17 protein-coding genes are annotated in these 22195 nt (G+C 56.9%); 10 read left to right on the forward strand and 7 right to left on the reverse strand.

The genetic code is table 11. The annotated features are described in order from the left end of the window. Nucleotides 1-28: 28 nt before the first annotated feature. Nucleotides 29-313: a DUF2442 domain-containing protein gene (locus HNQ64_RS19155; protein ID WP_184211698.1), complete on the reverse strand. Its 285-nt coding sequence runs from the start codon at nucleotides 311-313 to the stop codon at nucleotides 29-31. Nucleotides 314-341: 28 nt separating this feature from the next. Continuing rightward, nucleotides 342-575: a DUF4160 domain-containing protein gene (locus HNQ64_RS19160; protein WP_221305502.1), complete on the reverse strand. Its 234-nt coding sequence runs from the start codon at nucleotides 573-575 to the stop codon at nucleotides 342-344. A 117-nt stretch (nucleotides 576-692) separates the two neighbouring features. On the opposite strand from HNQ64_RS19160, the gene HNQ64_RS19165 reads away from it, so the two are divergent. The 9 genes from HNQ64_RS19165 to HNQ64_RS19205 all read left to right on the forward strand — a co-directional run bounded on the left by HNQ64_RS19165 (nucleotide 693) and on the right by HNQ64_RS19205 (nucleotide 10221). Beyond that, on the forward strand, nucleotides 693-2294 hold the full coding sequence (locus HNQ64_RS19165) for a sulfatase/phosphatase domain-containing protein (RefSeq protein WP_184211786.1): 1602 nt from the start codon (nucleotides 693-695) through the stop codon (nucleotides 2292-2294). A gap of 62 nt (nucleotides 2295-2356) precedes the next feature. Next, nucleotides 2357-3160, forward strand: coding sequence for a hypothetical protein (locus HNQ64_RS19170; RefSeq protein WP_184211700.1), 804 nt, complete (start codon nucleotides 2357-2359; stop codon nucleotides 3158-3160). 104 nt (nucleotides 3161-3264) lie between these two features. After that, nucleotides 3265-4875, forward strand: coding sequence for a sulfatase family protein (locus HNQ64_RS19175; RefSeq protein WP_184211702.1), 1611 nt, complete (start codon nucleotides 3265-3267; stop codon nucleotides 4873-4875). Nucleotides 4876-5064: 189 nt separating this feature from the next. Next, nucleotides 5065-6162 (forward strand): DNA polymerase III subunit beta, encoded by a 1098-nt coding sequence (gene dnaN, locus HNQ64_RS19180; protein WP_184211704.1) that lies wholly within the window; start codon nucleotides 5065-5067, stop codon nucleotides 6160-6162. Nucleotides 6163-6183: 21 nt separating this feature from the next. Further along, nucleotides 6184-6693: a hypothetical protein gene (locus HNQ64_RS19185; protein WP_184211706.1), complete on the forward strand. Its 510-nt coding sequence runs from the start codon at nucleotides 6184-6186 to the stop codon at nucleotides 6691-6693. A 15-nt stretch (nucleotides 6694-6708) separates the two neighbouring features. Continuing rightward, a complete protein-coding gene (locus HNQ64_RS19190; protein ID WP_184211708.1) occupies nucleotides 6709-7560 on the forward strand; it encodes a prephenate dehydrogenase/arogenate dehydrogenase family protein in 852 nt (283 codons plus the stop codon). A gap of 1 nt (nucleotide 7561) precedes the next feature. Then, complete coding sequence (aroA, locus tag HNQ64_RS19195) at nucleotides 7562-8920, forward strand: 3-phosphoshikimate 1-carboxyvinyltransferase (protein WP_184211710.1); 1359 nt, start codon at nucleotides 7562-7564, stop codon at nucleotides 8918-8920. Nucleotides 8921-8965: 45 nt separating this feature from the next. After that, nucleotides 8966-9607: a (d)CMP kinase gene (cmk, locus tag HNQ64_RS19200; protein WP_184211712.1), complete on the forward strand. Its 642-nt coding sequence runs from the start codon at nucleotides 8966-8968 to the stop codon at nucleotides 9605-9607. 2 nt (nucleotides 9608-9609) lie between these two features. Then, a complete protein-coding gene (locus tag HNQ64_RS19205; protein WP_184211714.1) occupies nucleotides 9610-10221 on the forward strand; it encodes a lysophospholipid acyltransferase family protein in 612 nt (203 codons plus the stop codon). Between the two features lie 48 nt (nucleotides 10222-10269). Here the strand turns inward: HNQ64_RS19205 and HNQ64_RS19210 are convergent, their stop codons facing one another. From HNQ64_RS19210 to HNQ64_RS19225, 4 genes are all read right to left on the reverse strand, one after another. Next, entirely contained in the window at nucleotides 10270-11604 is a 1335-nt protein-coding gene (locus tag HNQ64_RS19210) for a Gfo/Idh/MocA family protein (RefSeq protein WP_184211716.1), read from the reverse strand. A 143-nt stretch (nucleotides 11605-11747) separates the two neighbouring features. Continuing rightward, on the reverse strand, nucleotides 11748-12977 hold the full coding sequence (locus HNQ64_RS19215; RefSeq protein WP_184211718.1) for a PQQ-binding-like beta-propeller repeat protein: 1230 nt from the start codon (nucleotides 12975-12977) through the stop codon (nucleotides 11748-11750). Nucleotides 12978-13070: 93 nt separating this feature from the next. Then, nucleotides 13071-14120, reverse strand: a complete 1050-nt coding sequence (locus HNQ64_RS19220) for a Gfo/Idh/MocA family protein (RefSeq protein WP_184211720.1) — start codon at nucleotides 14118-14120, stop codon at nucleotides 13071-13073. Nucleotides 14121-14166: 46 nt separating this feature from the next. Beyond that, on the reverse strand, nucleotides 14167-14874 hold the full coding sequence (locus HNQ64_RS19225; protein WP_184211721.1) for a zinc metallopeptidase: 708 nt from the start codon (nucleotides 14872-14874) through the stop codon (nucleotides 14167-14169). 108 nt (nucleotides 14875-14982) lie between these two features. On the opposite strand from HNQ64_RS19225, the gene miaB reads away from it, so the two are divergent. After that, on the forward strand, nucleotides 14983-16341 hold the full coding sequence (miaB, locus tag HNQ64_RS19230; RefSeq protein ID WP_184211723.1) for a tRNA (N6-isopentenyl adenosine(37)-C2)-methylthiotransferase MiaB: 1359 nt from the start codon (nucleotides 14983-14985) through the stop codon (nucleotides 16339-16341). Between the two features lie 50 nt (nucleotides 16342-16391). Here the strand turns inward: miaB and HNQ64_RS19235 are convergent, their stop codons facing one another. Continuing rightward, nucleotides 16392-22091, reverse strand: a complete 5700-nt coding sequence (locus HNQ64_RS19235) for an excinuclease ABC subunit UvrA (RefSeq protein WP_184211725.1) — start codon at nucleotides 22089-22091, stop codon at nucleotides 16392-16394. Nucleotides 22092-22195 lie beyond the last annotated feature (104 nt).

Genomic DNA, 22195 nt, shown 5'->3' on the forward strand with positions numbered 1-22195 from the left:
CGACACAGAACGAATCATCTCCTGTTTCTCAGCCTATGAACCCCTGCTGAGCATAGCGGCGCAACGTTTCTGGGGCAATATCGTAGCCATTTGGCCAGGAAACAATTCCGTAGGCTAAGTAAGCCTCGGCAAACAAACCAGGATCAGACAAAGCACGGCGGAGTGGTCCGCCTTCATTCCCGTAATCCGCAAAATCCAGATCTGACACATAACCATCGCGAAAATGCAGACTCACCCGATGCGGGCCAGTCACCCGCAATGAAGAGACTTCACAGGCTTCCAGGGACACAGGAGTAGTTGTAATGATGCTCATGAGGGTCAGGTAAGTGGTGGGATACGCTTCAGGGGAAGATGGTGCTCGGCCAAATCCCAGTTTCGGCCAACTCTGCTGGATGCAAGGTCACCCACTCCCGAATCAGTTGCTGAGCTTGGCCAGAGAAAGAACCTTCCATCAATCCGCCATCCAGAGTAAATGCAGCACGTTCGCCTTCATAACGTGCATGAAAGTGCGGAGGAAGATGGTCGTCATAAAACATCTCAACTCGGATTCCAAAGAACCGACTGATTTCGGGCATACTCCAAAACCTGCCGTAAAAATCCTGAGGAGCAACTTTGGATTTAATGGCAATTCCCGCTCACATTTCCCTGCAATGTGAACCCCGTCCCCGTCGTTACCAGATTCTCTGACCATGATGCGACGACTCCTCCTCACCTGCGCCGGTTTGCTGGCCACCTCTCTTTCGGCTGCGCCGAAAGGACCGCCGAACATCCTTTTCCTCTTTTCGGACGACCTCGCCTCCCAGGCCATCTCCAGTTATGGCGACGAGCGCAAGCTGCTCGAGACCCCGGGGATTGATCGCCTCGCCAAAGAAGGCATTCGTTTTAATCGCTGCCTAGTCACGAACTCCATCTGCGGCCCCATGCGCGCGGTCATCCAGACGGGCAAATATTCGCACTTGAACGGCTTTCACAACAACAGCAACAGCCGCTTCGATGGCAACCAGCAGACCTTTCCTAAGCTGCTGCAAAAAGGCGGTTATACCACCGCCGTCATCGGCAAATGGCATCTGATGACTGACCCACAGGGGTTCGACTATTGGAACGTCCTTCCTGGTCAGGGCATCTACTACAACCCGCCCATGGTGGAAAATGGCCAAGAGGTGAAGCACACTGGCTACGTCACCGACATCATCACTGAACAGGGACTCAAGTGGCTGGAAGGCCGTGACAAGACCAAGCCCTTCATGCTGATGCTCCAGCACAAGGCCCCTCACCGGGAGTGGGAACCCGCACTGCGCCATTTGGACCATGATAAAGGTCGCGTTTATCCAGAACCTCCTACGCTTTTCGACAACTTCGAAGGACGCAGCAAGGCCGTGAGTGATCATGACATGGGCTTAGACCGCACCATCACCGAGCGTGACATGAAGCTCATCGCGCCGCCTTCCTTAAATGAGGAACAGCGGAAAGCCTGGAATGCCTATTACGACCCGATTAACAAAAAGTACAATCAGGCACCGCCCACCGGGAAAGACCTCATCAAATGGCGCTACCAACGTTACATGCACGACTACCTGGGCTGCGTGAAAGGTGTGGATGAAAGCATCGCTACGGTTCTCGATTACCTGGACAAATCCGGCCTTGCCGAAAACACCGTCGTCATTTGCAGCAGCGACCAGGGTTTCTACCTCGGCGAGCACGGCTGGTTCGACAAACGCTGGATCTTTGAGGAATCCCTCACCACCCCCTTCCTAGTCCGCTGGCCGGGTGTGGCCAAAGCAGGCAGCACCAATAGCAGCATCGTTTCCTTGCTGGATCTCGCCCAGACCTTCCTGGACATCGCGGGGCAGCCCCAGCCTGCGGACATGCAGGGCCGATCCCTGGTGCCTCTCTTCAAAGGAGAGACGCCTGCGGACTGGCGCAAAAGCTTCTACTACCACTACTATGAGTTCCCTGTGCCTCATCGCGTGCGTCCACACTACGGAGTGATCACCGACCGCTACAAACTCATCCGTTATTATGCGCCAGATGTGGATGACTGGGAGCTGCTGGACCGTCAAAAAGACCCATTGGAAACCAAAAGTTTTTACCAAGATCCGGCCTATGCAGACACCGTCAAAGAGCTGAAAACCGAGCTCACCCGTCTGCAAACCGAGGTCAAAGAAATCCTTCCACCGCCACGCCTCACGCATGGTAACAAAGCCTTCGATGGCGAGGTGAATCCCCCTGTTCCCGAGAATGCCAAAGGCATGGGCAAAGGGAAAGGTAAGGGCAAAAAGAAACAGGCGGAGTGATCTCTAGATGGAACAACCACGGAAGACACTGAAGACACGGAATGTATTCATGAACTGATTTTATGAATCCATTCCCTGTGCCTTCCGTGTGCTCCTTGCTTTCCGTGGTTGTTTTCCTTTTGAGCACGGCTGCAAATGCGGCTGAAACCTTCAAACCCGTGGACTGCGAAGGGGCTTACCCGCGTCATGTCCAGGGCATCTGTACCGATGGCGAAGAGGCCATCTATTGGTCCTGGACGGATGCGATCGTGAAAACGGATCTTGATGGCAAGATTCTCAAAAAAGTTGCTGCGCCGAGCCACCAGGGAGATCTCTGTTATCAAGGCGGCAAGATTTATGTCGCGGTCAATTTAGGCAAGTTCAATCAGCCCGCAGGCGAAGCCGATTCTTGGGTCTTTGTCTTTGATGGCGAAACGCTCACAGAGCTCTCTCGTCATCCCGTGCCAGAGCTTGTTCATGGTGCAGGAGGCATGGCCTATCGTGAAGGTCGTTTCATCCTCATTGGCGGCTTGCCCCCCGGCACGGATGAAAACTACGTGTATGAATACGACACGAAGTTCCAATTTATCCAACGTCACACGCTGGCCAGCGGTTACACCCTCATGGGCATCCAGACGGTGGAGTATGCCGACGGTTCGTGGTGGTTCGGATGTTATGGCAAACCTGCCATTCTGCTGCGTGCGGATGAAAACTTCCGTTTCACAGGCAAGTGGGAGTTCAATGCTTCCATAGGCCTCGCTTGCATTGGGCCTAACCAGTTTTTAATTGCCGAGAATCAATCCACAAAAGGCATCGGCAACACCGCCAAGGTCCGCCTGGCGCATACCGATCCTGAAAAGGGCATCGTTTTCGATACTCAACCGTGAGGAACAACCACAGAAAAAACTGAACACACGGAATTTCAAATCCTGGCGATACCCTTCCGTGTGTTCAGTGTCTTCTGTGGTTGCCCACATTCTTCTTTTTATCCATGACCGCTTCGTTCCAAAAACTCACCTTCGCAGTTATTGCCCTGGGCATGACGCTGGCCGCCTCGGCGGCAGACAAACCGAACTTCATTTTCATCCTCTGCGATGACTTGGGTTATGGCGATGTGAAGCATCTCAATCCTGAGGGCAAAATTGCCACGCCCAACATGGACCGCATCGCCAAGGAAGGCATGACCTTCACCGATGCCCACACGCCCTCCAGCGTCTGCACCCCCACCCGCTATGGCACCCTCACAGGCCGCTACAACTGGCGCACCAAGTTGCAAAAGGGCGTCCTGGGCGGACTCAGCCCGCACCTAATTGCCACAGATCGCATGACCGTGGCTTCCATGCTCAAAGCGCAGGGCTACCACACCGCCGTCATCGGCAAATGGCATCTCGGCATGGACTGGAAAGTCAAAGAGAGCCAGACCGTGGCGGAACTGAACATTGAATCCCCCCAACAGACCTGGAGTGTGGACTTCACCCAACCTGCCACCCACGGGCCGAACAGCGTCGGGTTCGACCACTACTTTGGTATCAGTGCCTCCCTGGACATGGTGCCATACTGCTTCATTGAGAATGACCGTGTCACGGCATTGCCGACCGAAGACCGCTCCATTGAAATGGTTCAGGGAAAGACGGACAAATACACCCGCAAGGGCCCTGCTGCCCCAGGTTTCACTGGCTACGAAGTTCTGCCGACCTTGATTGACAAAACCGTCGCCTACGTCAGCGAAAAATCCGCCGATGCAAAGTCAGGCAAGCCGTTCTTCCTCTACCTCCCCCTCGCCTCCCCGCACACCCCCATCCTGCCCAATCCCGAGTGGCGGGGCAAAAGTGGCCTGAACCAATATGGCGACTTCGTGATGGAAACCGATGCCGCCATTGGCCGAGTCCTCAAAGCTCTGGATGACAACGGCTTGGCCGAAAACACCGTCATCGTCTTCACCAGCGACAATGGCTGCTCGCCCAGTGCCAACTATCCCGAACTGCTGGCCAAAGGCCACAACCCCAGCTCTAAACTGCGCGGTCACAAAGCTGACATCTACGATGGTGGCCACCGGGTTCCCTTCCTGGTCCGCTGGCCTGCCAAGGTGAAGCCCGGCCAGACGACTAGCCAGCTCACCTGCTTGACGGACTTTTTTGCCACCGCCGCCGACATCACCGAAGCAACTACTCCAGAAACTGCCGCCGAAGACAGCTTCAGCTTCCTCCCTACCCTCTTGGGTGAAACTGGCAAACCCGCTCGCGAATCCCTCATCCATCACAGCATCCAGGGTGTCTTTGCCATCCGCGAGGGGCCGTGGAAGCTCGCCCTTTGCCCAGGTTCCGGTGGCTGGAGCGACCCCCGCCCCGGCACCGAGCCCAAGGACTCGCCACCCGTACAGCTTTTCAACATGGAAGCCGACCTCGGAGAGCAGACCAACCTTGCCACCCAGCACCCCGAAATCGTTGACCGCCTCACGAAGAAACTGGAAACCCTAGTCGCCAACGGCCGCAGCACGCCTGGAGCCCGTCAAAACAACGACGTCCCCGTCGAAATCTGGAAGAAACCCGAAGCCCCGAAAAAAGGTGGCAAGGGCGGTAAGGCGAACAAAGGACAGAAGTAAACTCCAATAAATCACCGTTCACCCCTACAAGAAAACGAGGACAAAAAGTCGTTATTGGAGGTTTAGGGGCGACTTTTTAACCTGGAGGCCCTAACGTCCCCCTTCACTTTCCCTGCCAAACTCCTTGCCGTTCGTCTGCCCTCTGATAAAAAAGGCCATTCGTCTCAAGCAGCAGGCACGCCTTTTTATATGAAGTTCACGATCAGCAAGGAATCTCTCCAGCAGGCCATTCAGCAAGTGCAGCACGTCGTCAGTGCACGCACCACCCTGGCCATCCTCTCTAACGTCCTGCTCCGCGCCAAAAATGGCGTGCTGGAACTGACCACAACGGACCTGGATGTCGGCGTGACTTGCAGCGTTGCCGCTGAGGTCGAGGAAGAAGGGGCCACCACCCTGCCGGCCCGCCGTCTGGCCACGATCATTCGTGAGCTTCCTGCGGAAGACATCCAGATCAGCGTGGATGAGAAAAACGTCGCTTCCATCCGCAGCGGCCCGTCCTATTTCAAGGTGCTGGGCCTTACCAGCGAGGAATTCCCTGCCCTGCCCCGCTTTGACGACGCCCGTGAGTTCAAGATTGATCAGCAGATTCTGCGCGATTGCCTGAAAAAGACATCCTATGCCATCTCGACCGACGAAACTCGTTATGTGCTGAACGGCATCCTTTTCTCCTTCAAGAACAACACCCTGACCATGGTGGCCACGGATGGCCGTCGTCTGGCCATGGTGGAGCAGGAACTGGAATTCCCCCAGAGCCAGGAAGTGGACATCATCGTTCCGACCAAGGCTGTGAACGAACTGGCCCGCCTTTGCGGCGACTTAGGCGAGGTGATCATTCGCGTGACCAGCAGCCAGGTAGGTTTTGACCTGGGTGACAGCCTGCTCATCAGCAAGCTGATCGACGGCAACTATCCGAACTACCGCCAGGTGATCCCCGGCGAAGCCAAGGAGCGCATCGCCCTGGAGCGCGAAGTTTTCCTGAAGGCTATCAGCCGTGTGTCCCTCCTCGCCAGTGAGAAGTCGAACTCGGTGAAGTTCCAGTTCACCCCTGGGCAGGTGGAAATCATCGCCAGCAGCCCGGACATCGGGGAAGCGCGTGAAACCATCCCCCTCAATTACAAGGGTGCCTCCATCACCATCGCTTTCAATCCGGAGTTCACCATGGCCCCGCTGCGCAACCTCAGCGCGGATGAAGTGTATCTTCACTTGATTGATGAAATCAGTCCTGGCGTTCTCCGCACCGGCACCAATTTCCTCTACGTGCTCATGCCCATGCGCGTGAACAGTTAACCTCCCTACCCCACACTCCCGATGCAGCGCTCCACGCATCTCCTCGTCCTCACTGCGATCACGGCATCGCTCGCCAGTTGCTACGGCCCAGATCCACGCCCCTTCGCGGGACGTGGACGCTCTCTGGATCAGCCCCCACGCTATGGCGACCCGAACCGTTACGTGGAGCCCATCGCCCCGACGCCGGCTCCAGTCGGCCCGCAGGTCCCGGTGCCCAATTTGGACCCAACGGCCCCGGTGGTGGATCCTGGACTCTCGGTCACCCCTCCAGGGATTCAGCCGACTGTCCCAGGTGGCACGGTGACACCGCCAGCGGTAACCACCCCGCCTGTGATCACCACGCCGTCCACCCCACCAGCCGTCACACCACCACCTGCCGGGGATGTGCCCTATGCCCGTGCGGTTCCGGGTAAACCTGGGTTTGTTTACAGCCCCAAGGATCCCAAGAAAGTCATCAGTGTGGAAGGGCTTCGCCCAGGCCAGAAGGCCCGCGATCCGGAAACAGGTGACATCTTCCGCGTGCCGTATTAAGCCTCGCGAGTGATCGTGGAAAGAATCATTGCCATTTTTGGACCCGGATTGCTCGGTGGGTCTTTAGCTCTTGCTGTACAACAGCGCATTCCAGGGGCGAAACTACGCCTGTGGGCTAGACGTGAAAACGCGGAGGCAGGCATCCGCTCACGGGGAATTCAGGCAGATTTTTTTACAGATGCCGCGGCCGCTGCGGAAGGTGCCTCTCTCATCATCCTCTGCACGCCTGTGGAGACGATGGCAACCCTGGCTGAGCAAATCACGCAAGGTCAACTCGCCGACGATTGCCTGATCACCGATGTGGGCAGCGTGAAAGGCAGCGTGGTTCGCGCTCTGCACCCCATTCTCGGTTCACGCTTCATTGGCAGTCATCCCATGGCAGGGTCTGAAAAAACAGGCATTGAGGTGGCGCGGGCAGATCTTTTTCAAAACGCCACCTGCTTACTGACGCCTATCGGCGCAGAAAATGCCGAACTTCCCCGCCTGAAAAACTTTTGGCAGGCTCTAGGTTGTCGAGTTCTGCAAATGTCTCCCGAGGAGCACGATGAAAAGGTGGCCCGTATTTCCCACCTGCCGCACATGATGGCCGCCGTGACCACATTGGCCGCCTTACGCACGGACCTAAGTGCGGTGGCCTGCGTGGCCAATGGCTTTCGCGACACTACCCGCGTGGCCGGAGGTGACCCCGGCTTGTGGACAGGCATTGCCCTGGAAAACCGCCCTGCCTTGACGGCTCAACTGCGTGCTGCGGCGGACACTTTGACAGAGCTTCTTGAAATCCTCGACAAGCCGGACGAAGAAGAACTCCGCCGCTTCCTAGCCGAGGCCCAAAGCCTGCGCAGGACCGTCCCGGCGGCAGTCTCCTGATATGGCCACTCTGAAAGTCCGAAAGCTCAAATCCTTCCCCGCCGAAATCTCCGTTCCTGGCGATAAAAGCATCAGTCACCGCGCCGCTATGTTTGCGGGCATGGCCTCAGGCACCACTGTCATTGACGGCTTCCTGCCCAGCGAAGACTGCTTGTGCTCCGTCAAGGCCATGGAAGCCATGGGTGCCAAGGTAGAACCTCTGGAAGAAACCGACGGCATCGGCCTGACCAAGCTGGCCATTACGGGTAATGGCCCCCAGCTCAAGGCCCCTTCTGGCCCGGTGGATTGCGGCAATTCGGGCACCACCATTCGCCTCCTTTCCGGCATCCTCGCTGGCCAGGCATTCACCACTGAGATGTTTGGGGATGCCTCCCTTTCCAAACGCCCGATGAAACGCGTGGCCGACCCACTGCGCCTGATGGGAGCTAAGGTGGAAGGCCAGGGCGAGAAAATTTGCGCTCCCTTAAAAGTCACGGGTGGCTCGTTGCAGGCCATCACTTACACCCTGCCCATGGCCAGCGCCCAGGTGAAGTCTGCCATCCTACTGGCAGGTCTGTATGCACCGGGCAAGACCACCGTTATCGAGCCCGTGGCCACTCGAAATCACACGGAGCGTATCATGTCCCACTTTGGCATCAAGTGGCTGCGTGAGGGCAATGCCATCTCCGTCTATGGCGGTCAATCCGCCCGCGCGACGGACATCGTCGTGCCAGGAGACATCTCTAGTGCCGCCTTCTGGATGGTAGCCTCCGCTGCCAGCCCGGGCCAGCAGATCACGCTCAAGAACGTTGGTCTCAACCCCACACGCACAGGCGTGATCAATGTGCTGTTGCGCATGGGGGCCCACATTCATAATTCCGAGGAAACCACCGACGGTGAACCCCGTGGCAACGTTACTGTCAAAGGTGGCGACCTGAATGCCACCGTTATCGGCGGTGCGGAGATCCCCAACGTCATTGACGAGTTGCCCATCCTCGCTGTCGCCGCCGCGCTGGCTCGTGGAAAGACCCGTATCCAGGATGCGCACGAACTGCGAGTGAAGGAAACGGACCGCATCGCGGCCGTGGCCGAGAACCTGCGCCGCATGGGTGTGACCGTCACCGAATTTGACGACGGCATGGAAATCGAAGGCGGTGCCCAGCTTCAGGGTGCCACCATCAGCACTTACCATGACCACCGCATCGCCATGGCCTTTGCCATCGCTGGCCTGTTTGCTGATGGCGAAACGGTCATCGAAGGCTCCGAGTGCATCGGCACCAGCTACCCTGGCTTTGAGCATGACCTCGCGCTATTCTTGAAAAATGAAAATGGAGAAACTCCCATTCCGGTGATCTCCCGTATCCCCCGCAAAGTGGGCTAAGCACACGTTAGTATCGTCCCCGTATTCGACTGTTATTTTTCCGTCATGCCTTCCTCTACCGTGATCACTATCGACGGCCCTGCTGCCTCTGGCAAAAGCAGTGTCGCCCGCATCCTCGCCCAACGGCTAGGCTACATTTACGTGAACACGGGCAACATGTATCGCGCCATGACCTGGGCGGTTTTGCAGACAGGCATTGACCCGAATGACCAGGACGCTGTGCGTCAGGCGGCTGCAGGGATCGTGGTGGATTCACCCGTTACCGAAGGCCAGACGCAGGTCTCCATCAGCGGTCGCATCCTTTCCGCCGAAGACCTCAATAGCGACCCCGTGAATCGTGGAGTGTCCCTGGTCGCTCGCGTGCCGGAAGTCCGCTCCCGCCTCGTCGCGGATCAGCGTGCCTTGGCCGATCTCGGTCCTCTGGTTATGGAAGGTCGCGACATCGGCAGCGTGGTGTTCCCAGAAAGTCCGCTGAAGTTTTACATTGATGCCAGCGAAGAAGTCCGGGCAGCCCGCCGCAGTGCACAAGGGCATACGGATCAAGTCGCAGAGCGAGATCGCCTAGACTCCACCCGCAAGACTTCCCCGCTTGTGATTCCAGAAGGGGCGGTGGTCATTGATAACAGTCACCTCACACTGGAAGGTGCCGTGCAAGCGGTGCTGGATCGCCTGCCCCCCACTGAGTAAGCATGAATCTTTCCTACCGCATCGGGCACACCATTTTCCGGGCTGTCGCTCGGAGTTTTTATGACTTTCGAGTCGTCGGTGAAGAGAACCTGAATCTCGCCGGTCCCGCCCTTATCGTGGCCAATCACGTTAGCTTTCTGGATCCACCGTTCATCGGACAGGCCTTTGATGAGCCCCTGTATTTCTTTGCCCGCAAAAGCCTGTTTGATCACCCCATGGCAGGCAAACTCCTGCGCAGTTGGCAGACGATACCGGTGGATAAGGACAAGCCCGATGCCTCCAGCCTGAAGTCCACCATCCGTCTTCTGAAAAGCGGAAAAAAGGTGCTGATGTTTCCTGAGGGCACTCGCAGTTTCGATGGGAAACCACAAAAGGCAGAAGCTGGCGTGGGTCTATTCATCGCCAAAAGCAGTGCCCCCGTTCTGCCCGTGCGCATTTATGGCAGCTACGAGGCCTACCCACGCGGAGCCAAGTTTCTACGGCCAGCCCAAATTCGTCTCGTGGTCGGAAAACCCTACCAGCCAGACCTCAAAGCGCACCGCGAAGAAGGCCGCGATCTTTATCAAGCTCTTGCCGATGAAGTGATGGAACGCATCAGCGAGCTGACGCTGTAAGCAGACCCGTTGATTAACAACGGATCTGCCAGACAACAAACAAGAGTGCTACGCGCCCTTATTTTCCTTCGCCTGATCTTCAGGCTTCTTTGGTTCGGGAATTTGGAACTTGGTGATACCCGGCATCGGCATGGGAGTAGGCTTGAAGCTGTCTCCCCATTTCAGCGTATCTGGAGCCAGATCCTGGGTGCAATCCAGCATCTGCTGCCAGGTCAAAAGCTGCCCAGTGTAGGCGGCTTCACGGCCCATGATGCCAACAAGCGTGGATAGCATCATACGATTTCCGTCATTGATGACCTCGCCTTTGCGGATGGCATTAAAGAGAGCTTCATGCTCCAGGTCATACATGTTCTTATCCTCACCTTTGAAGCGCCAACGCTTTTGCCCATCAATGAAAGGAGCTGCGCCTTTGCCAATGATGAGCGCTCCCTTTTCACCTCGGATGATGTCCTGATTGTGCCCCTGGCAACCTTTGATCTGCCGATTGGCGAGGTGGCAGTAGATGCCATTGCCCCACTCATAGGCGGCATGAAAGTGGTCAAAGATATTGCCGTCTTCCGCTGGGATCTGACGCCCACCGGTGGCGATGCAACTGAGCGGCGGCTTATCCCCCATAGCCCAGCAAAGTTTGTCCACACTGTGCACGGCCTGCTCCACGATGCTGTCCCCGCTGAGCCAGGAGAAATTATACCAGTTCCGCACCTGCCACTCCACATCGCTCATACCTGCTGGACGACCGCTCGCTGGCGGCATCGGCTTCACAGGGCCTGTATGATAGGTGGCCAAAATGCTGGTCACATCGCCGATCTGGCCATCCTGCAATCGTGAAAAAGCTTCTTTGCGGGAGGTGCTGTAGCGCCAGCAGTAGCCAGCCACGATGTTCAGCTTCTTCTCCGCCGCTTTCTTCACCGCCGCCATAGCGAGGTGATAACCAATGGTATCCACTGCCATGGGCTTTTCGGCAAAGATATGTTTCCCCGCATCCACTGCCGCCATGAGGTGCACTGGGCGGAACCCTGGAGGGCTAGCCAGCAGGACCACGTCCACCCCGGAATCAATAAGCTTCTGGTAAGCATCCAGGCCGATGAACTTCTTGTCCGGCTTCACATCCACACGGTCAGGATACTTCTGCGAGAGGCTATTGATGCTACCTTCGATCTGCTTTTCGTCCACGTCCGCCATGGCGACGAGTTTGGCATTGTAGTCGGCCCCCAAAGCCTGAGAGGCAGCGCCCGTGCCACGGCCACCACAGCCGACGAGACCGATGCGAAGGGTTTCACTGGAGTCAGCCTTTTGTTGAGCACGTAACGTGCTAGAGGCAGTGAGGATGGCGGCGGCCCCAGTGGTCTGGGCGAATTGGCGGCGGGTTAAAAGGGAAGTCATGGAATTGGAGTAATCGCGCATCTCCTTGCCGTCCTTTCGCGGAACTGGTGACGCAATGTGGGCCGATTGTGACAACACGCAGAGCCCAAAAGAAAACGCCCCACCCGATGCAGGTGAGGCGCTTAAAGAAAAATCCAGATCCGTTACTTGCCGCTCACATCAAAGGAGAACAGAAGCTCTTGATCACGAAGGTAAAGCTTGCCACCGCTCACCACGGGGTGAACCCAGATCATGCCCTTGGGATTCCGCTGAGTCGTCTGAGGTTGCAGGGTGAAACGACCATGCTCTTCCCAGCCCTTTGGATTGGCCTCAATAAGCACCACCGTGCCGGTTTTTTCTTCCAGCAAATACAGCATGCCATCCGCAGAGTGGATAGCCCCTTTGCCCAGTAGCTTCTTCTCAGCCCACTTCACCGCACCCGTTTTAAAGTCCAGGCAGGTCCAGCCCGCCTTGTCGGAATAACCATAAAGATGACCCTCCACCAGCACCATGCCGCCGTGATGATTCACCATGTCGGTGCTGGCATAGAGCTCTTCGATCTCATTTCCCGCCTTGATTTTAAAAGACTTGCAACCAACTCCGTAGCCCGCCGCAACAAAGACCTGCCCGTCCTGGAAGAGCGGGGTGGGGATCACGGCTGTCTTGCCTGGAAACTCGGTCTTCCACAGCAGTTTACCATCCGCTGCATTCACACCAGCCACGCTCTGCATGGTGAGCTGAATGAGCTGGCGTGCACCATTGTGATCCACCGCAATGATGGAGGAATACTGCGCCGGGTCCGTCCATTCGGCTGACTGCCAGACTTTCTTCCCGGTAGCTTTATCAAAAGCCGCGAGCGTGCCCTGGGCTCCACCTGGAGTGACGATGACGAGATTGCCATCCACCAGCGGGCTCTCGCAATAGCCCCATCCAGGAACCTTGCCGCCCAGGCTATCCATCGTCGTGCGCCAGATTTCTTTCCCATCGGCCGCATTCAGACACACCAGGGTCCCCTTCCCGCCCATGGCATAGACTTTGTCGCCATCCACAGTCGGGCTGCTGCGCGGGCCATCGCCCCAACCATTGGTCAGCAGGGCTCCTGCTTCGGCGGCCCATTTTTCCTTTCCCGTCGCTGCATCCACGGCGATCACATACTCCACCACGTCGCGAGCACCCAGCGTGTAAACCGTGTCTCCCACGACAGCAAAGCCGGCATACCCCAAGCCAACATCTTTGTTCAGCCACACCTGCTTAGGGCCGCTGGCAGGCCACTTTTTCAGCAGGCCAGTTTCAGAGGAAATGTCTTTGCGGTCAGCTCCGCGAAAGGTCGGCCAGTCTGCAGCTTGAACTGAAAGACTGAGGAGGAGAAAAGCAGGGAGAAAGAAAGGCTTCATGATCAGAAAGAGAAACGAGAGTCGCTGTGGAACGTTTCGATTGAGCCGGATAAGACCAGGAAATGCGAGCAAAATCTTGGCCACCTGAGCTGACTAAGGCTTTTCCCAGGCCCCAGCCGCTTTCAAAACAGTCTCATGGAGAGCGATGTCGTGAGCCGCATCCCAAGCCAAGGCTTTTTCCCCACGAACCACCTTCGCCAAGTCCACAAACTCAAGATCGTAGCGTCCCTTCGGCACGTCCATCTGGATGGATTGCGTCCCCTTTTTATAAGATCCACGCGCCTGTTTCAGTGAGAGATTCACCTTGCCTGATTCCAAGGGCACGATCTCCAAGGTGCCTTCCGTACCGGTGACATTAAACCGACGGCGAGGTCCGCCAAAAGGGTCAGTGTGATTACAGCGCACCACCGCAGTGGCTTTCGAATATTGCAAAACAGCCATCTGGTTATCCTTCACTCCATCGCTGCCATTCGGGGTCGAAAAAGGCTGCACTGCGGTCGGCCGCCCCATCAAGGTGACAATGACGTCCATGACATGGCAACCCAGTTCAAAGATGCCTCCCCCCGGCAGGGCACCGATATCCTTGCGCGTCGCCGCATCGGCCAGCTTGCCCATGGCCGCATCAATCTCCGTGATCTCCCCCAGCCAGCCTTCACGCACCGCTTTGAAAAGCAACTCAAAGGCTGGATTGTAACGCAGCATGTAGCCCATCTGCACCGTGAGTCCGCGCTTCTCCGCCTCTAAACGCATCGCCTTAAATTCCGCATGTCCGAGCGCTCCAGGCTTATCCAGATGGATGTGCTTGCCCTCCTGCACGCAGCGCATAGCCACCGCACAGGAGGTATCCACACGCGTCTCTACCACCACCGCTTTCAGCCCGTCGGTGCCCAGCAGTTGCTCTTCTGAAAGTATGGGCAGGCCTTGATAGATAGCAGACTCCTTCACTGAGGCATGCAAGGCAGTATCAGGCTCAGTCACTCCGACTACGTCCCACACTTCTTTGAGGCCACGTATCGCGCCCATTTTACCGCCTGCATGGGAGTGGGTGGTGCCGATCTGGCCGATGCGAAGCCGAGGCTCTGCGGCAAAGCTAGAACTGGCGACCAGGGCGGAGGCAGTGGTGATGAAATGGCGGCGAGTCATGATCCGAAACTAAACGCCTTCCAAACCGATTCTCTCCCGCAAATTGCTACGATTCGTCCACCGGCTTCACCGGGCGGATCTTGCCACTGCCCGGCAGGGCGCTGAAAAAGAAATAGCGCGGTGACCGAAGCAGATCCCCCACTTCCTTCAAGGCTACCCGCGAGAGGTGAGAGGAAAGGCGATCCTGGGCATCTGGGAAGCGCTGGAGATGTTTCTCGATGAATTTGCGCAGGCGGGCATTGGCATTGTACTCCACCGCCAGGGTGCCGATGTTCAGCAGCAAAAGCATGACACAGACGGCGACTAAACCGGCAACGGCAAACCGGGGTGGGAAACGCAGGAAAATCATGCCCACCACACCTAAAAGGCCAAAGATAGGGCCATAGCGATTCAGCCGAATCACGGTTTGCCGCCACTTGAGATCCCCTAAAGCCTCTTCCGTCTGTAGCGCATGGGCCGCCTCATGCAGGGCGATGGCCCAGGCCCCCATGGAGGTGCCCCGGGCGACCCGAGGCTGCAAAAATAACCGCCGGCGACGCGGATCAAAATAATCCGAGGCCATGCTGTCATGCTCAACGATCTCCACATCCGTCACGCCTTCGTAGGCCAGAAAGAGTTTCACCATCTCTGCCCCGGTGTGTGCGGTGGGTGCCCTCTCCTTCATCCCATCCTCCGTCACCTGGGCGTAACGGCCCGCTGCCCACTGGCAGACGCCGAAACACAGAAGCAGGATGACGATAAAAATCGCTAGCATGGGTCAACGTGGGGGGACTTTAGGCCGTAGGCAAGGAGGAAGGGGCTTGATGGACTCTGCTAACCGTGGGTTGTCATTGGTGTCTTTCTGGTTAAACTCGCCACCCCCATGCCCCGAGTTCACATCAAGACCTACGGCTGCCAGATGAACGAGCGCGATACCGAGCAGGTATCGCAAATGTTCGTCGAGCGCGGCTACACCATGACCGCCACGGATACCGATGCGGATGTGGTGCTGATCAATACCTGCTCCGTGCGTGACCAGGCGGAACAGAAAGCCATTGGCAAAATGGGCATGGTGCGCCGCCGCCGCGTCCCCCTCGTCACCGGTTTCATGGGCTGCATGGCACAAAGCCGTGGCAGTGAGCTGGTGGAAAAGACCAAGGTGGACCTCGTGGTAGGCACCCAGAAATACCATCGCGTGGTGGATTACGTGGATGAAATCATCCGGGCTAAAGAGGCAAAGATGATGGATGAGGAGCGCTTCTCCATCGTGGACATTGAGGAAGAGCAGGCCAGCCAAAACGCCATCCGCGACCACAGCCTCAAAGAAAATCAGGGGTCGGCCTTTGTCAGCATCATGCAGGGCTGCAACATGAAGTGTACCTTTTGCATCGTGCCCTACACTCGAGGAAGCGAGCGCGGCCGCCCCATCGCCGACATCACGGAAGAAGTGCGCCGTCTCGCCGACAAGGGCGTGAAAGAAGTCACTTTGTTAGGCCAGATCGTCAATCTCTACGGCCGTCACGAGTTCCCCGCTGTGGATGGCAAGAGCCCGTTTGTGCAGCTTTTGGAAGCCGTGCATGAGGTGCCTGGCATCCAGCGCATTCGCTTCACCAGCCCGCACCCGATTGGTTACAAGAAGGACCTCATTGAGGCCTTCACATATCTGCCTAAATTGGCTGAGCATGTACACTTGCCCGTGCAGAGTGGCAGCGATGAAATCCTGAAAAGGATGCATCGCCCCTACACGGCGGCGAAGTTCACGGACCTCGTGGAGCGCATCCGCGCCGCACGTCCCGGCATCGCCGTGACGACCGATGTCATCGTCGGCTTTCCTGGCGAGACCGAAGAACATTACCTGCAGACGCGTGAACTGTTCGACAAACTGAAGTTCGAGAACGCCTTCGTCTTCCGTTACTCCAAACGTCGCGGCACGCCTGCGGCTGAAATGGATGACGCCATCCAGCTCAGCGAACAGGTCAAGGAAGCGCGTAACCAAGATTTGCTGGCCCTAGTGAACAAACACGCCTGGACCAAGTATGAGGAATTGTTAGGCCAGGAGGTGGAAATTCTTTGTGAAGGCACCAGTAAGACGAATGAAAGCCGTCTCATGGGGCGCACGCGCACGAACAAGATTGTGATCTTCGAAGGCAACCCCGACCGTCACATCGGTCAGATTTTCAACGTGCGCATCAGCCACTATGAAAACTTCACGCTGTATGGCGATGTGGTGACGAAAGACTAAATTTGGGGAAGCTGAGGGAGGCACCTCAAATGCCTCCCCCTATTTCACCTCTACAAGTCCAAGATTCGCTTCAGGAACGGTGCTGTGCGGCTCACTTTGTGTTGAGCCACTTCTTCAGGCGTTCCTGAGGCGACGAGTTCACCTCCTTCGGCTCCCGCTTCAGGACCGATATCAATGATGTAATCGGCCTCAGCAAAGATATCCGGGTGATGCTCAATCACGACCACCGTGTGCCCATCATCCACCAAACGATGCAGGATATCTATGAGGCGGCCCACATCCGTCATGTGCAGGCCGATGGTCGGCTCCTCAATGAGATAGAGATTCCGCTTCGTATTCTTCAGCCCACGGATTTTTTCAGTCGCAGACCGTGAAACGCCACCGCTGAGTTCCGTCACCAGCTTGATACGCTGCGCCTCCCCGCCGCTGAGGGTGGGGCTAGGTTGGCCTAACTGCAAGTATCCCACGCCCGTATCCGCCAAGAGCTGCAAGGGCCGGGCGATGCGCTGCTGATGAGCGAAGAACTCAGCCGCTTCCGTGATACTCATCTTCAGCACCTGACCGATGTTTTTGCCATTGTATTCGATCTCCATGGTCGCGGAGTTGAATCGCAGACCGTTGCAGATCTCGCAATGCACTCGGGTGGTCGGCAAGAAATTCATCTCTACCTTCACGTTGCCATTGCCTTGGCAGGCTTCGCAACGCCCTCCTTCAGTATTGAAGGAAAAACGCCCCGCATCGTAGCCGCGAGCACGGGCAACAGGCACCTGAGCGAAGAGTTTGCGGATCTCGTCCAAAATACCCACGTAGGTAGCCGGACAAGAGCGCGAGGTTTTGCCGATGGGGGACTGATCCACCTCATACACGAAGCCAAACTGATCGGCCCCAACGATGGAATCCCAGAGCTGGTTGGGCGACTTGCGTTTCTTCTCCTTGCTCAAAAGCGCCTTCATCCCTGGGAACAGTACCTGATGGAGGAAGGTGCTTTTACCGCTGCCGCTGACCCCTGTGATGACTGTGAGCCTTCCCACGGGAATCTGCACATTGATGTCCTTCAGGTTATTCGCGTGCGCACGATTGATCTTCAACCAGCCTTCCTTCGCCTTTGCCGCAGGCAGAGCGCGCCGCGCACCTAACAAGGGATGTTTAAACGGATTCCGCAATCCCTGCCCGGTGACGCTTTTTTCATCCTTGAGGATGTGAGCCAGATTGCCTTGGGAAATGATCTCGCCACCGAAACGCCCTGCGCCAGGCCCTAGGTCAATGATGGTATCTGCCCGGCGCATGGTATCGTCATCATGCTCCACCACGAGGAGGGAGTTTCCCTTGTCACGCAGTGCCATGAGGGTATCCAGCAGGCGCTCATTGTCCCGAGGATGCAGACCGATGGTGGGCTCATCCAAAACATAAAGCACGCCCCGCAAGTTACTGCCCAACTGAGCCGCCAAGCGGATGCGCTGGGCTTCCCCACCGCTGAGGGTATCGGCACTGCGATTGAGCTGTAGATAACCCAGCCCCACCTCTTTCATGAAGTGCAGCCGCTGCTCGATCTCCTTCATGATGTCCCTGGCAATGATGCCTTCCGTGCCCTGGAACTTCAGTTTTTTAACGGACTCCGCCGCCTCAATCGCAGACTGCGCATTGATGTGCGGCACGGTAAAGTCCTGGAGCCGCACATAACGGGCGGTTTCATTCAAACGTGAGCCATGGCACTCCAGGCATAGCACGCGCTCATTGTTTTCTTCCTCATCATCCGCACCTCGGGAAAGACGCCGCTCCTCCTCCATCTCCGCTTCCAATTTCGAGATGTCATCTCGGCGAGGAGTAGCCCCGTGTGCAGCAACTTTGAATCCAAAACCACGGCAGGTGGGGCACCAGCCATGAGGGCTGTTGAAGGAAAAAAGACGTGGGTCCAGTTCTTCAAAGGAAAGGTCACACTTCGGGCAGCTCATCTCCGTGCTGAGGACTTGTGAGGTATTCCCAGGCAACCAGAGTTTAACGGTGCCCTTACCCATCTTCAGGGCCTTTTCCAAAAGCGGTCGCAGCTCAATGGCCGATGCCCCCTTTTTCACCTGGCCGACCACGGCATCAATGCTGTGCTCCTTGAATCGCTCCAGCCGCTTGAAGTTCGCTGTCTCGCGGAACTGACCATCTACCAGCAACATCTCGATGCCCTGTTTGGCCGCAGCTTCAGCCACGTCAGTGTGGAAGCCTTTGCGCGCCTTGATCAGCGGAGCCAGGATTTGCAGAGAGCCTTTTTTAGCACGCTCCACCACAGTCTGACTGATGGCGCTGAGGCTCTGTTTTTGCACGGGCACATCGCACTTCGGGCAGTATTGCGTACCTAATTTGGCAAACAGCAGACGGAGGAAATGATACACCTCCGTTACCGTGGCCACGGTGGATTTACCACCGCCCCGGGAGATGCGCTGTTCGATGGCGACCGTCGGCGGCACCCCACTAATGACATCCACCTCCGGCTTTTCCATCTGCTCCACAAAGGTGCGAGCGTAAACCGACATGCTGTCGAGGAAGCGACGTTGACCTTCGGCAAACACGAGGTCAAAAGCGAGGGAGGATTTACCGCTGCCACTGAGCCCCGTGACCACCACAAATTGATCGCGTGGAATATCGAGCGAGATGTTTTTGAGGTTGTGCTCGCGGGCTCCGCGAATGCTGATGGCATTGGCAGCGAAGGCTTCCGGTTTACGCAACTTGCGGGTGGCATAAGCCGCCGCTTGTTCAGCCGCGCGAGCCACCGTTCTCCCCTGCCCGAATTTCTCGGCCAGGTATCTCCCCGTCCAGGAAGCCTCGCAGGCGGCGACCACTTCAGGTGTGCCCGCCACCACCAATTGCCCGCCCTGAGATCCACCATCGGGGCCCAGATCAATTACCCAATCCGCGCACTGAATCACATCCACATTGTGCTCAATCACGAGCAGGCTGTTGCCCTCTTCGACCAGGCGTTGAAGCAACTTCACCAGCAGGGCAATGTCGTCGAAATGCAATCCTGTGGTAGGCTCATCCAAAAGCAAAAGAGACGTGCCGACCTCGCCTTTTTCGGAGGCATTTTCGATCAAGTGCCCCACGAGTTTCAGCCGCTGCGCTTCGCCCCCAGAAAGGGTATTCAGCGGCTGGCCTAACTTCAGATAACCCAGCCCCGCCTCGACGAGGATGGCCAGTTGTTCCCCCACTTGGCGAGCTTTGCGAATGAATGAAGCATCCGCACGCACGGTCCCGCCCGAGGCTGGAGCGTCCATCTGGGCAAACCATTCGGAGGATTCCTCCACCGTCATGCCCAGGACATCATGGATGCTTTTGCCATGCAGTTGAATCTTCAGCGCGTGTGGTTGGTAGCGCTTCCCTTCGCACTCGGGGCAGGTCACATACAGGTCGCTGAGGAACTGCATCTCGATCTTTTCAAAACCGTTACCCATGCAGCGTTCGCAGCGGCCTTCGCCCGAATTGAAGGAAAAGAAACCTGGAGTCACCCCCTGCGCCTTAGCATCCTCACTTTCCGCAAACAGCGCGCGGATGGCATCGAAAGCCCCCACATAAACCGCCGGAGTACTGCGTGGAGTACGTGCAAGCGGCGACTGGTCCACCATGATCACTTGAGTGATCTTTTCATGGCCGGTGATAGAGCGCACACGCCCTGGTTCATCTTCACTCACCTCACCGCGAAGGCGCTGCAGATTCCGAAATAGCACCTCATGAACAAGGGTGCTTTTGCCAGATCCAGAAACCCCGGTGATGCAGCAAAAGACGCCGAGGGGGATATCCACATCCAGGTTCTTCAGGTTGTTCTGCCGGGCGCCTTTGATGGAGAGATACGTGCTCGCTGCTGAGGTCTTTTGAGCTTCGCCTTTAACCGCTTTTTTAGAGCGCTTTGCAGGTTCTAAAACCTCAAGGGTGCCCATCGAAACTGGGCGGCGAAGGTCTGGAATGGGGATGCTCTTGCGCCCCGTGAGATAGTCTGCTGTTAGTGAGCCGACCTTTTTTTCCAAGCCATCCAAAGGGCCATCGTAAACGAGATACCCGCCTTTATCGCCGCGCCCAGGCCCGATCTCGATGACGTGATCTGCCGCACGCATGACGGACTCTTCATGCTCCACCACCAAGAGGGTGTTTCCTTTGTCACGAAGCCCTTCCATGACGCCAATAAGCCGACCGATGTCCCGAGGATGCAGCCCGATGCTCGGCTCATCCAGCACAAACAAAGTATTCACCAACGAGGCTCCTAAACACGTGGTTAGGTTCACACGCTGGAGTTCACCACCGCTCAAAGTGCGGGTCTGCCGATCCAAGTGAATGTAGCCCAAGCCTGCGCGCTCCAGATAGCTAAGACGACCACAGATTTCATCTCTCAGCATCTGAGTCGCATTGTCCCCAGGCGTGACGGGCCAGGCCTGCGCCGTGGGCAGGAGTTCCACCACAGGCAGGTTCCACACATCTGCAATGGTGCGCCCACCGATGCGGAAATTGTAAGCGTCTTTTTTCAGCCTGCCGCCGTCACAGTCCATGCAGTTGGTGTAGGCGCGAAAGCGGCTGAGGAAGATGCGCACGTGCATCTTATAAGCCCGGCTTTCCAGCCATCTAAAAAAGCCTTTCACTCCATACCATTCGCCACTCTGCCAGGCCTCCTCCGGGTCTTTGCCAGCGCCTTCAACGATCCACTTCTGCTCTGCCTCCGGCAGGTCACAGAAAGGGGTATTCAAATCCACCCCTTTCTTTTTCGCCGCACGTTCCAGATCATCCTGACTCTCCCGATAAGTACTGCCGGAAAAGGCTTTCACCAGCCCCTCGCGAATGCTCAAAGATTCATCCGGCATCGCCTTCCGCATGTCTAGACCTAAGGTGCGCCCAAAGCCTTTGCAGGTAGGACAGGCACCGATGGGGCTATTGAAGGAAAACAGTCCCGGTGTCGGCGCGGGGATCTGGATATCGCAGTCAGCACAGCGCCAATCCGTCGAAAATGAAAGCGTCTCATTTCCCTGTACCACCGTCATTTGGCCTTTGCCCAGGCGCAGAGCTGCCTCGATGGCTTCACTGAGACGCGCCTTTTGGTTAGGCTCCAGAGTCAGACGATCCTGAATCACCAAAACCACTGCTGGAAGTTTGCGTCCTTTCATCGCCTCCGGCTCATCTGTGCGGAGTGATTCGCCATAGAGCCAAACCCGGAGATACCCCTGGCCTTGCAGGAAGGGGAAGAAGTCACTGACCTGGGTATCCTTCGGCACCGGCACGCCAAAGCAGATGAGGGCTTGCTTCCCAGCGTGAGCTGTCATCAGTTCATGCTGAATGCTCTCTGGCGTCTCCGGTTTCACCGGACGATGACACTCCGGGCACTGCCCTTCCGCCAATCGTGGAAACAGCATCTTCAGGTAATCATTGATCTCGGTGATCGTCCCCACCGTGCTGCGGGTGGAGCGGATGTTATTGACCTGCTCAATGGCGATCGCAGGGGGGATGCCGTGAATCGCATCCACCTTCGGTTTATCCATGCGCTCAAAAAACTGCCGGGTGTAGGGAGAAAAGGTCTCCACATAACGACGCTGGCCCTCGGCATAGATGGTATCAAAGGCCAGGGACGACTTGCCCGATCCACTGGGACCAGTAACGACACAGAGCTTTCCGAGAGGGAGATCCAGATCAATTCCGCGCAAGTTGTTCTGCCAGGCCCCACGGACCTGGATGACATCGCTAGCGGCTGGGATAGCTGGAGACTTGGCGGCAGATTTCTTCGGCATGAGGGAACAGGAGAATAGAGTTACGCTTCATGCAGTTCAAGTGAACGCTTGTTTTTGAACGTGATTCCACATTTACCCCCCCGCCATTAAAATCGTGAGAGCGA

Origin of the sequence: Prosthecobacter dejongeii (assembly GCF_014203045.1) — a bacterium.
Taxonomy (GTDB): domain Bacteria; phylum Verrucomicrobiota; class Verrucomicrobiia; order Verrucomicrobiales; family Verrucomicrobiaceae; genus Prosthecobacter; species Prosthecobacter dejongeii.

Excerpts from the sequence above, each read along its gene's own strand:
- HNQ64_RS19155 (WP_184211698.1), bottom strand. The coding sequence starts at position 313 with ATGAGCATCATTACAACTACTCCTGTGTCCCTGGAAGCCTGTGAAGTC.
- HNQ64_RS19160 (WP_221305502.1), bottom strand. The coding sequence starts at position 575 with ATGCCCGAAATCAGTCGGTTCTTTGGAATCCGAGTTGAGATGTTTTAT.
- HNQ64_RS19165 (WP_184211786.1), top strand. The coding sequence starts at position 693 with ATGCGACGACTCCTCCTCACCTGCGCCGGTTTGCTGGCCACCTCTCTT.
- HNQ64_RS19170 (WP_184211700.1), top strand. The coding sequence starts at position 2,357 with ATGAATCCATTCCCTGTGCCTTCCGTGTGCTCCTTGCTTTCCGTGGTT.
- HNQ64_RS19175 (WP_184211702.1), top strand. The coding sequence starts at position 3,265 with ATGACCGCTTCGTTCCAAAAACTCACCTTCGCAGTTATTGCCCTGGGC.
- dnaN (WP_184211704.1), top strand. The coding sequence starts at position 5,065 with ATGAAGTTCACGATCAGCAAGGAATCTCTCCAGCAGGCCATTCAGCAA.
- HNQ64_RS19185 (WP_184211706.1), top strand. The coding sequence starts at position 6,184 with ATGCAGCGCTCCACGCATCTCCTCGTCCTCACTGCGATCACGGCATCG.
- aroA (WP_184211710.1), top strand. The coding sequence starts at position 7,562 with ATGGCCACTCTGAAAGTCCGAAAGCTCAAATCCTTCCCCGCCGAAATC.
- cmk (WP_184211712.1), top strand. The coding sequence starts at position 8,966 with ATGCCTTCCTCTACCGTGATCACTATCGACGGCCCTGCTGCCTCTGGC.
- HNQ64_RS19205 (WP_184211714.1), top strand. The coding sequence starts at position 9,610 with ATGAATCTTTCCTACCGCATCGGGCACACCATTTTCCGGGCTGTCGCT.
- HNQ64_RS19210 (WP_184211716.1), bottom strand. The coding sequence starts at position 11,604 with ATGACTTCCCTTTTAACCCGCCGCCAATTCGCCCAGACCACTGGGGCC.
- HNQ64_RS19215 (WP_184211718.1), bottom strand. The coding sequence starts at position 12,977 with ATGAAGCCTTTCTTTCTCCCTGCTTTTCTCCTCCTCAGTCTTTCAGTT.
- HNQ64_RS19220 (WP_184211720.1), bottom strand. The coding sequence starts at position 14,120 with ATGACTCGCCGCCATTTCATCACCACTGCCTCCGCCCTGGTCGCCAGT.
- HNQ64_RS19225 (WP_184211721.1), bottom strand. The coding sequence starts at position 14,874 with ATGCTAGCGATTTTTATCGTCATCCTGCTTCTGTGTTTCGGCGTCTGC.
- miaB (WP_184211723.1), top strand. The coding sequence starts at position 14,983 with ATGCCCCGAGTTCACATCAAGACCTACGGCTGCCAGATGAACGAGCGC.
- HNQ64_RS19235 (WP_184211725.1), bottom strand. The coding sequence starts at position 22,091 with ATGCCGAAGAAATCTGCCGCCAAGTCTCCAGCTATCCCAGCCGCTAGC.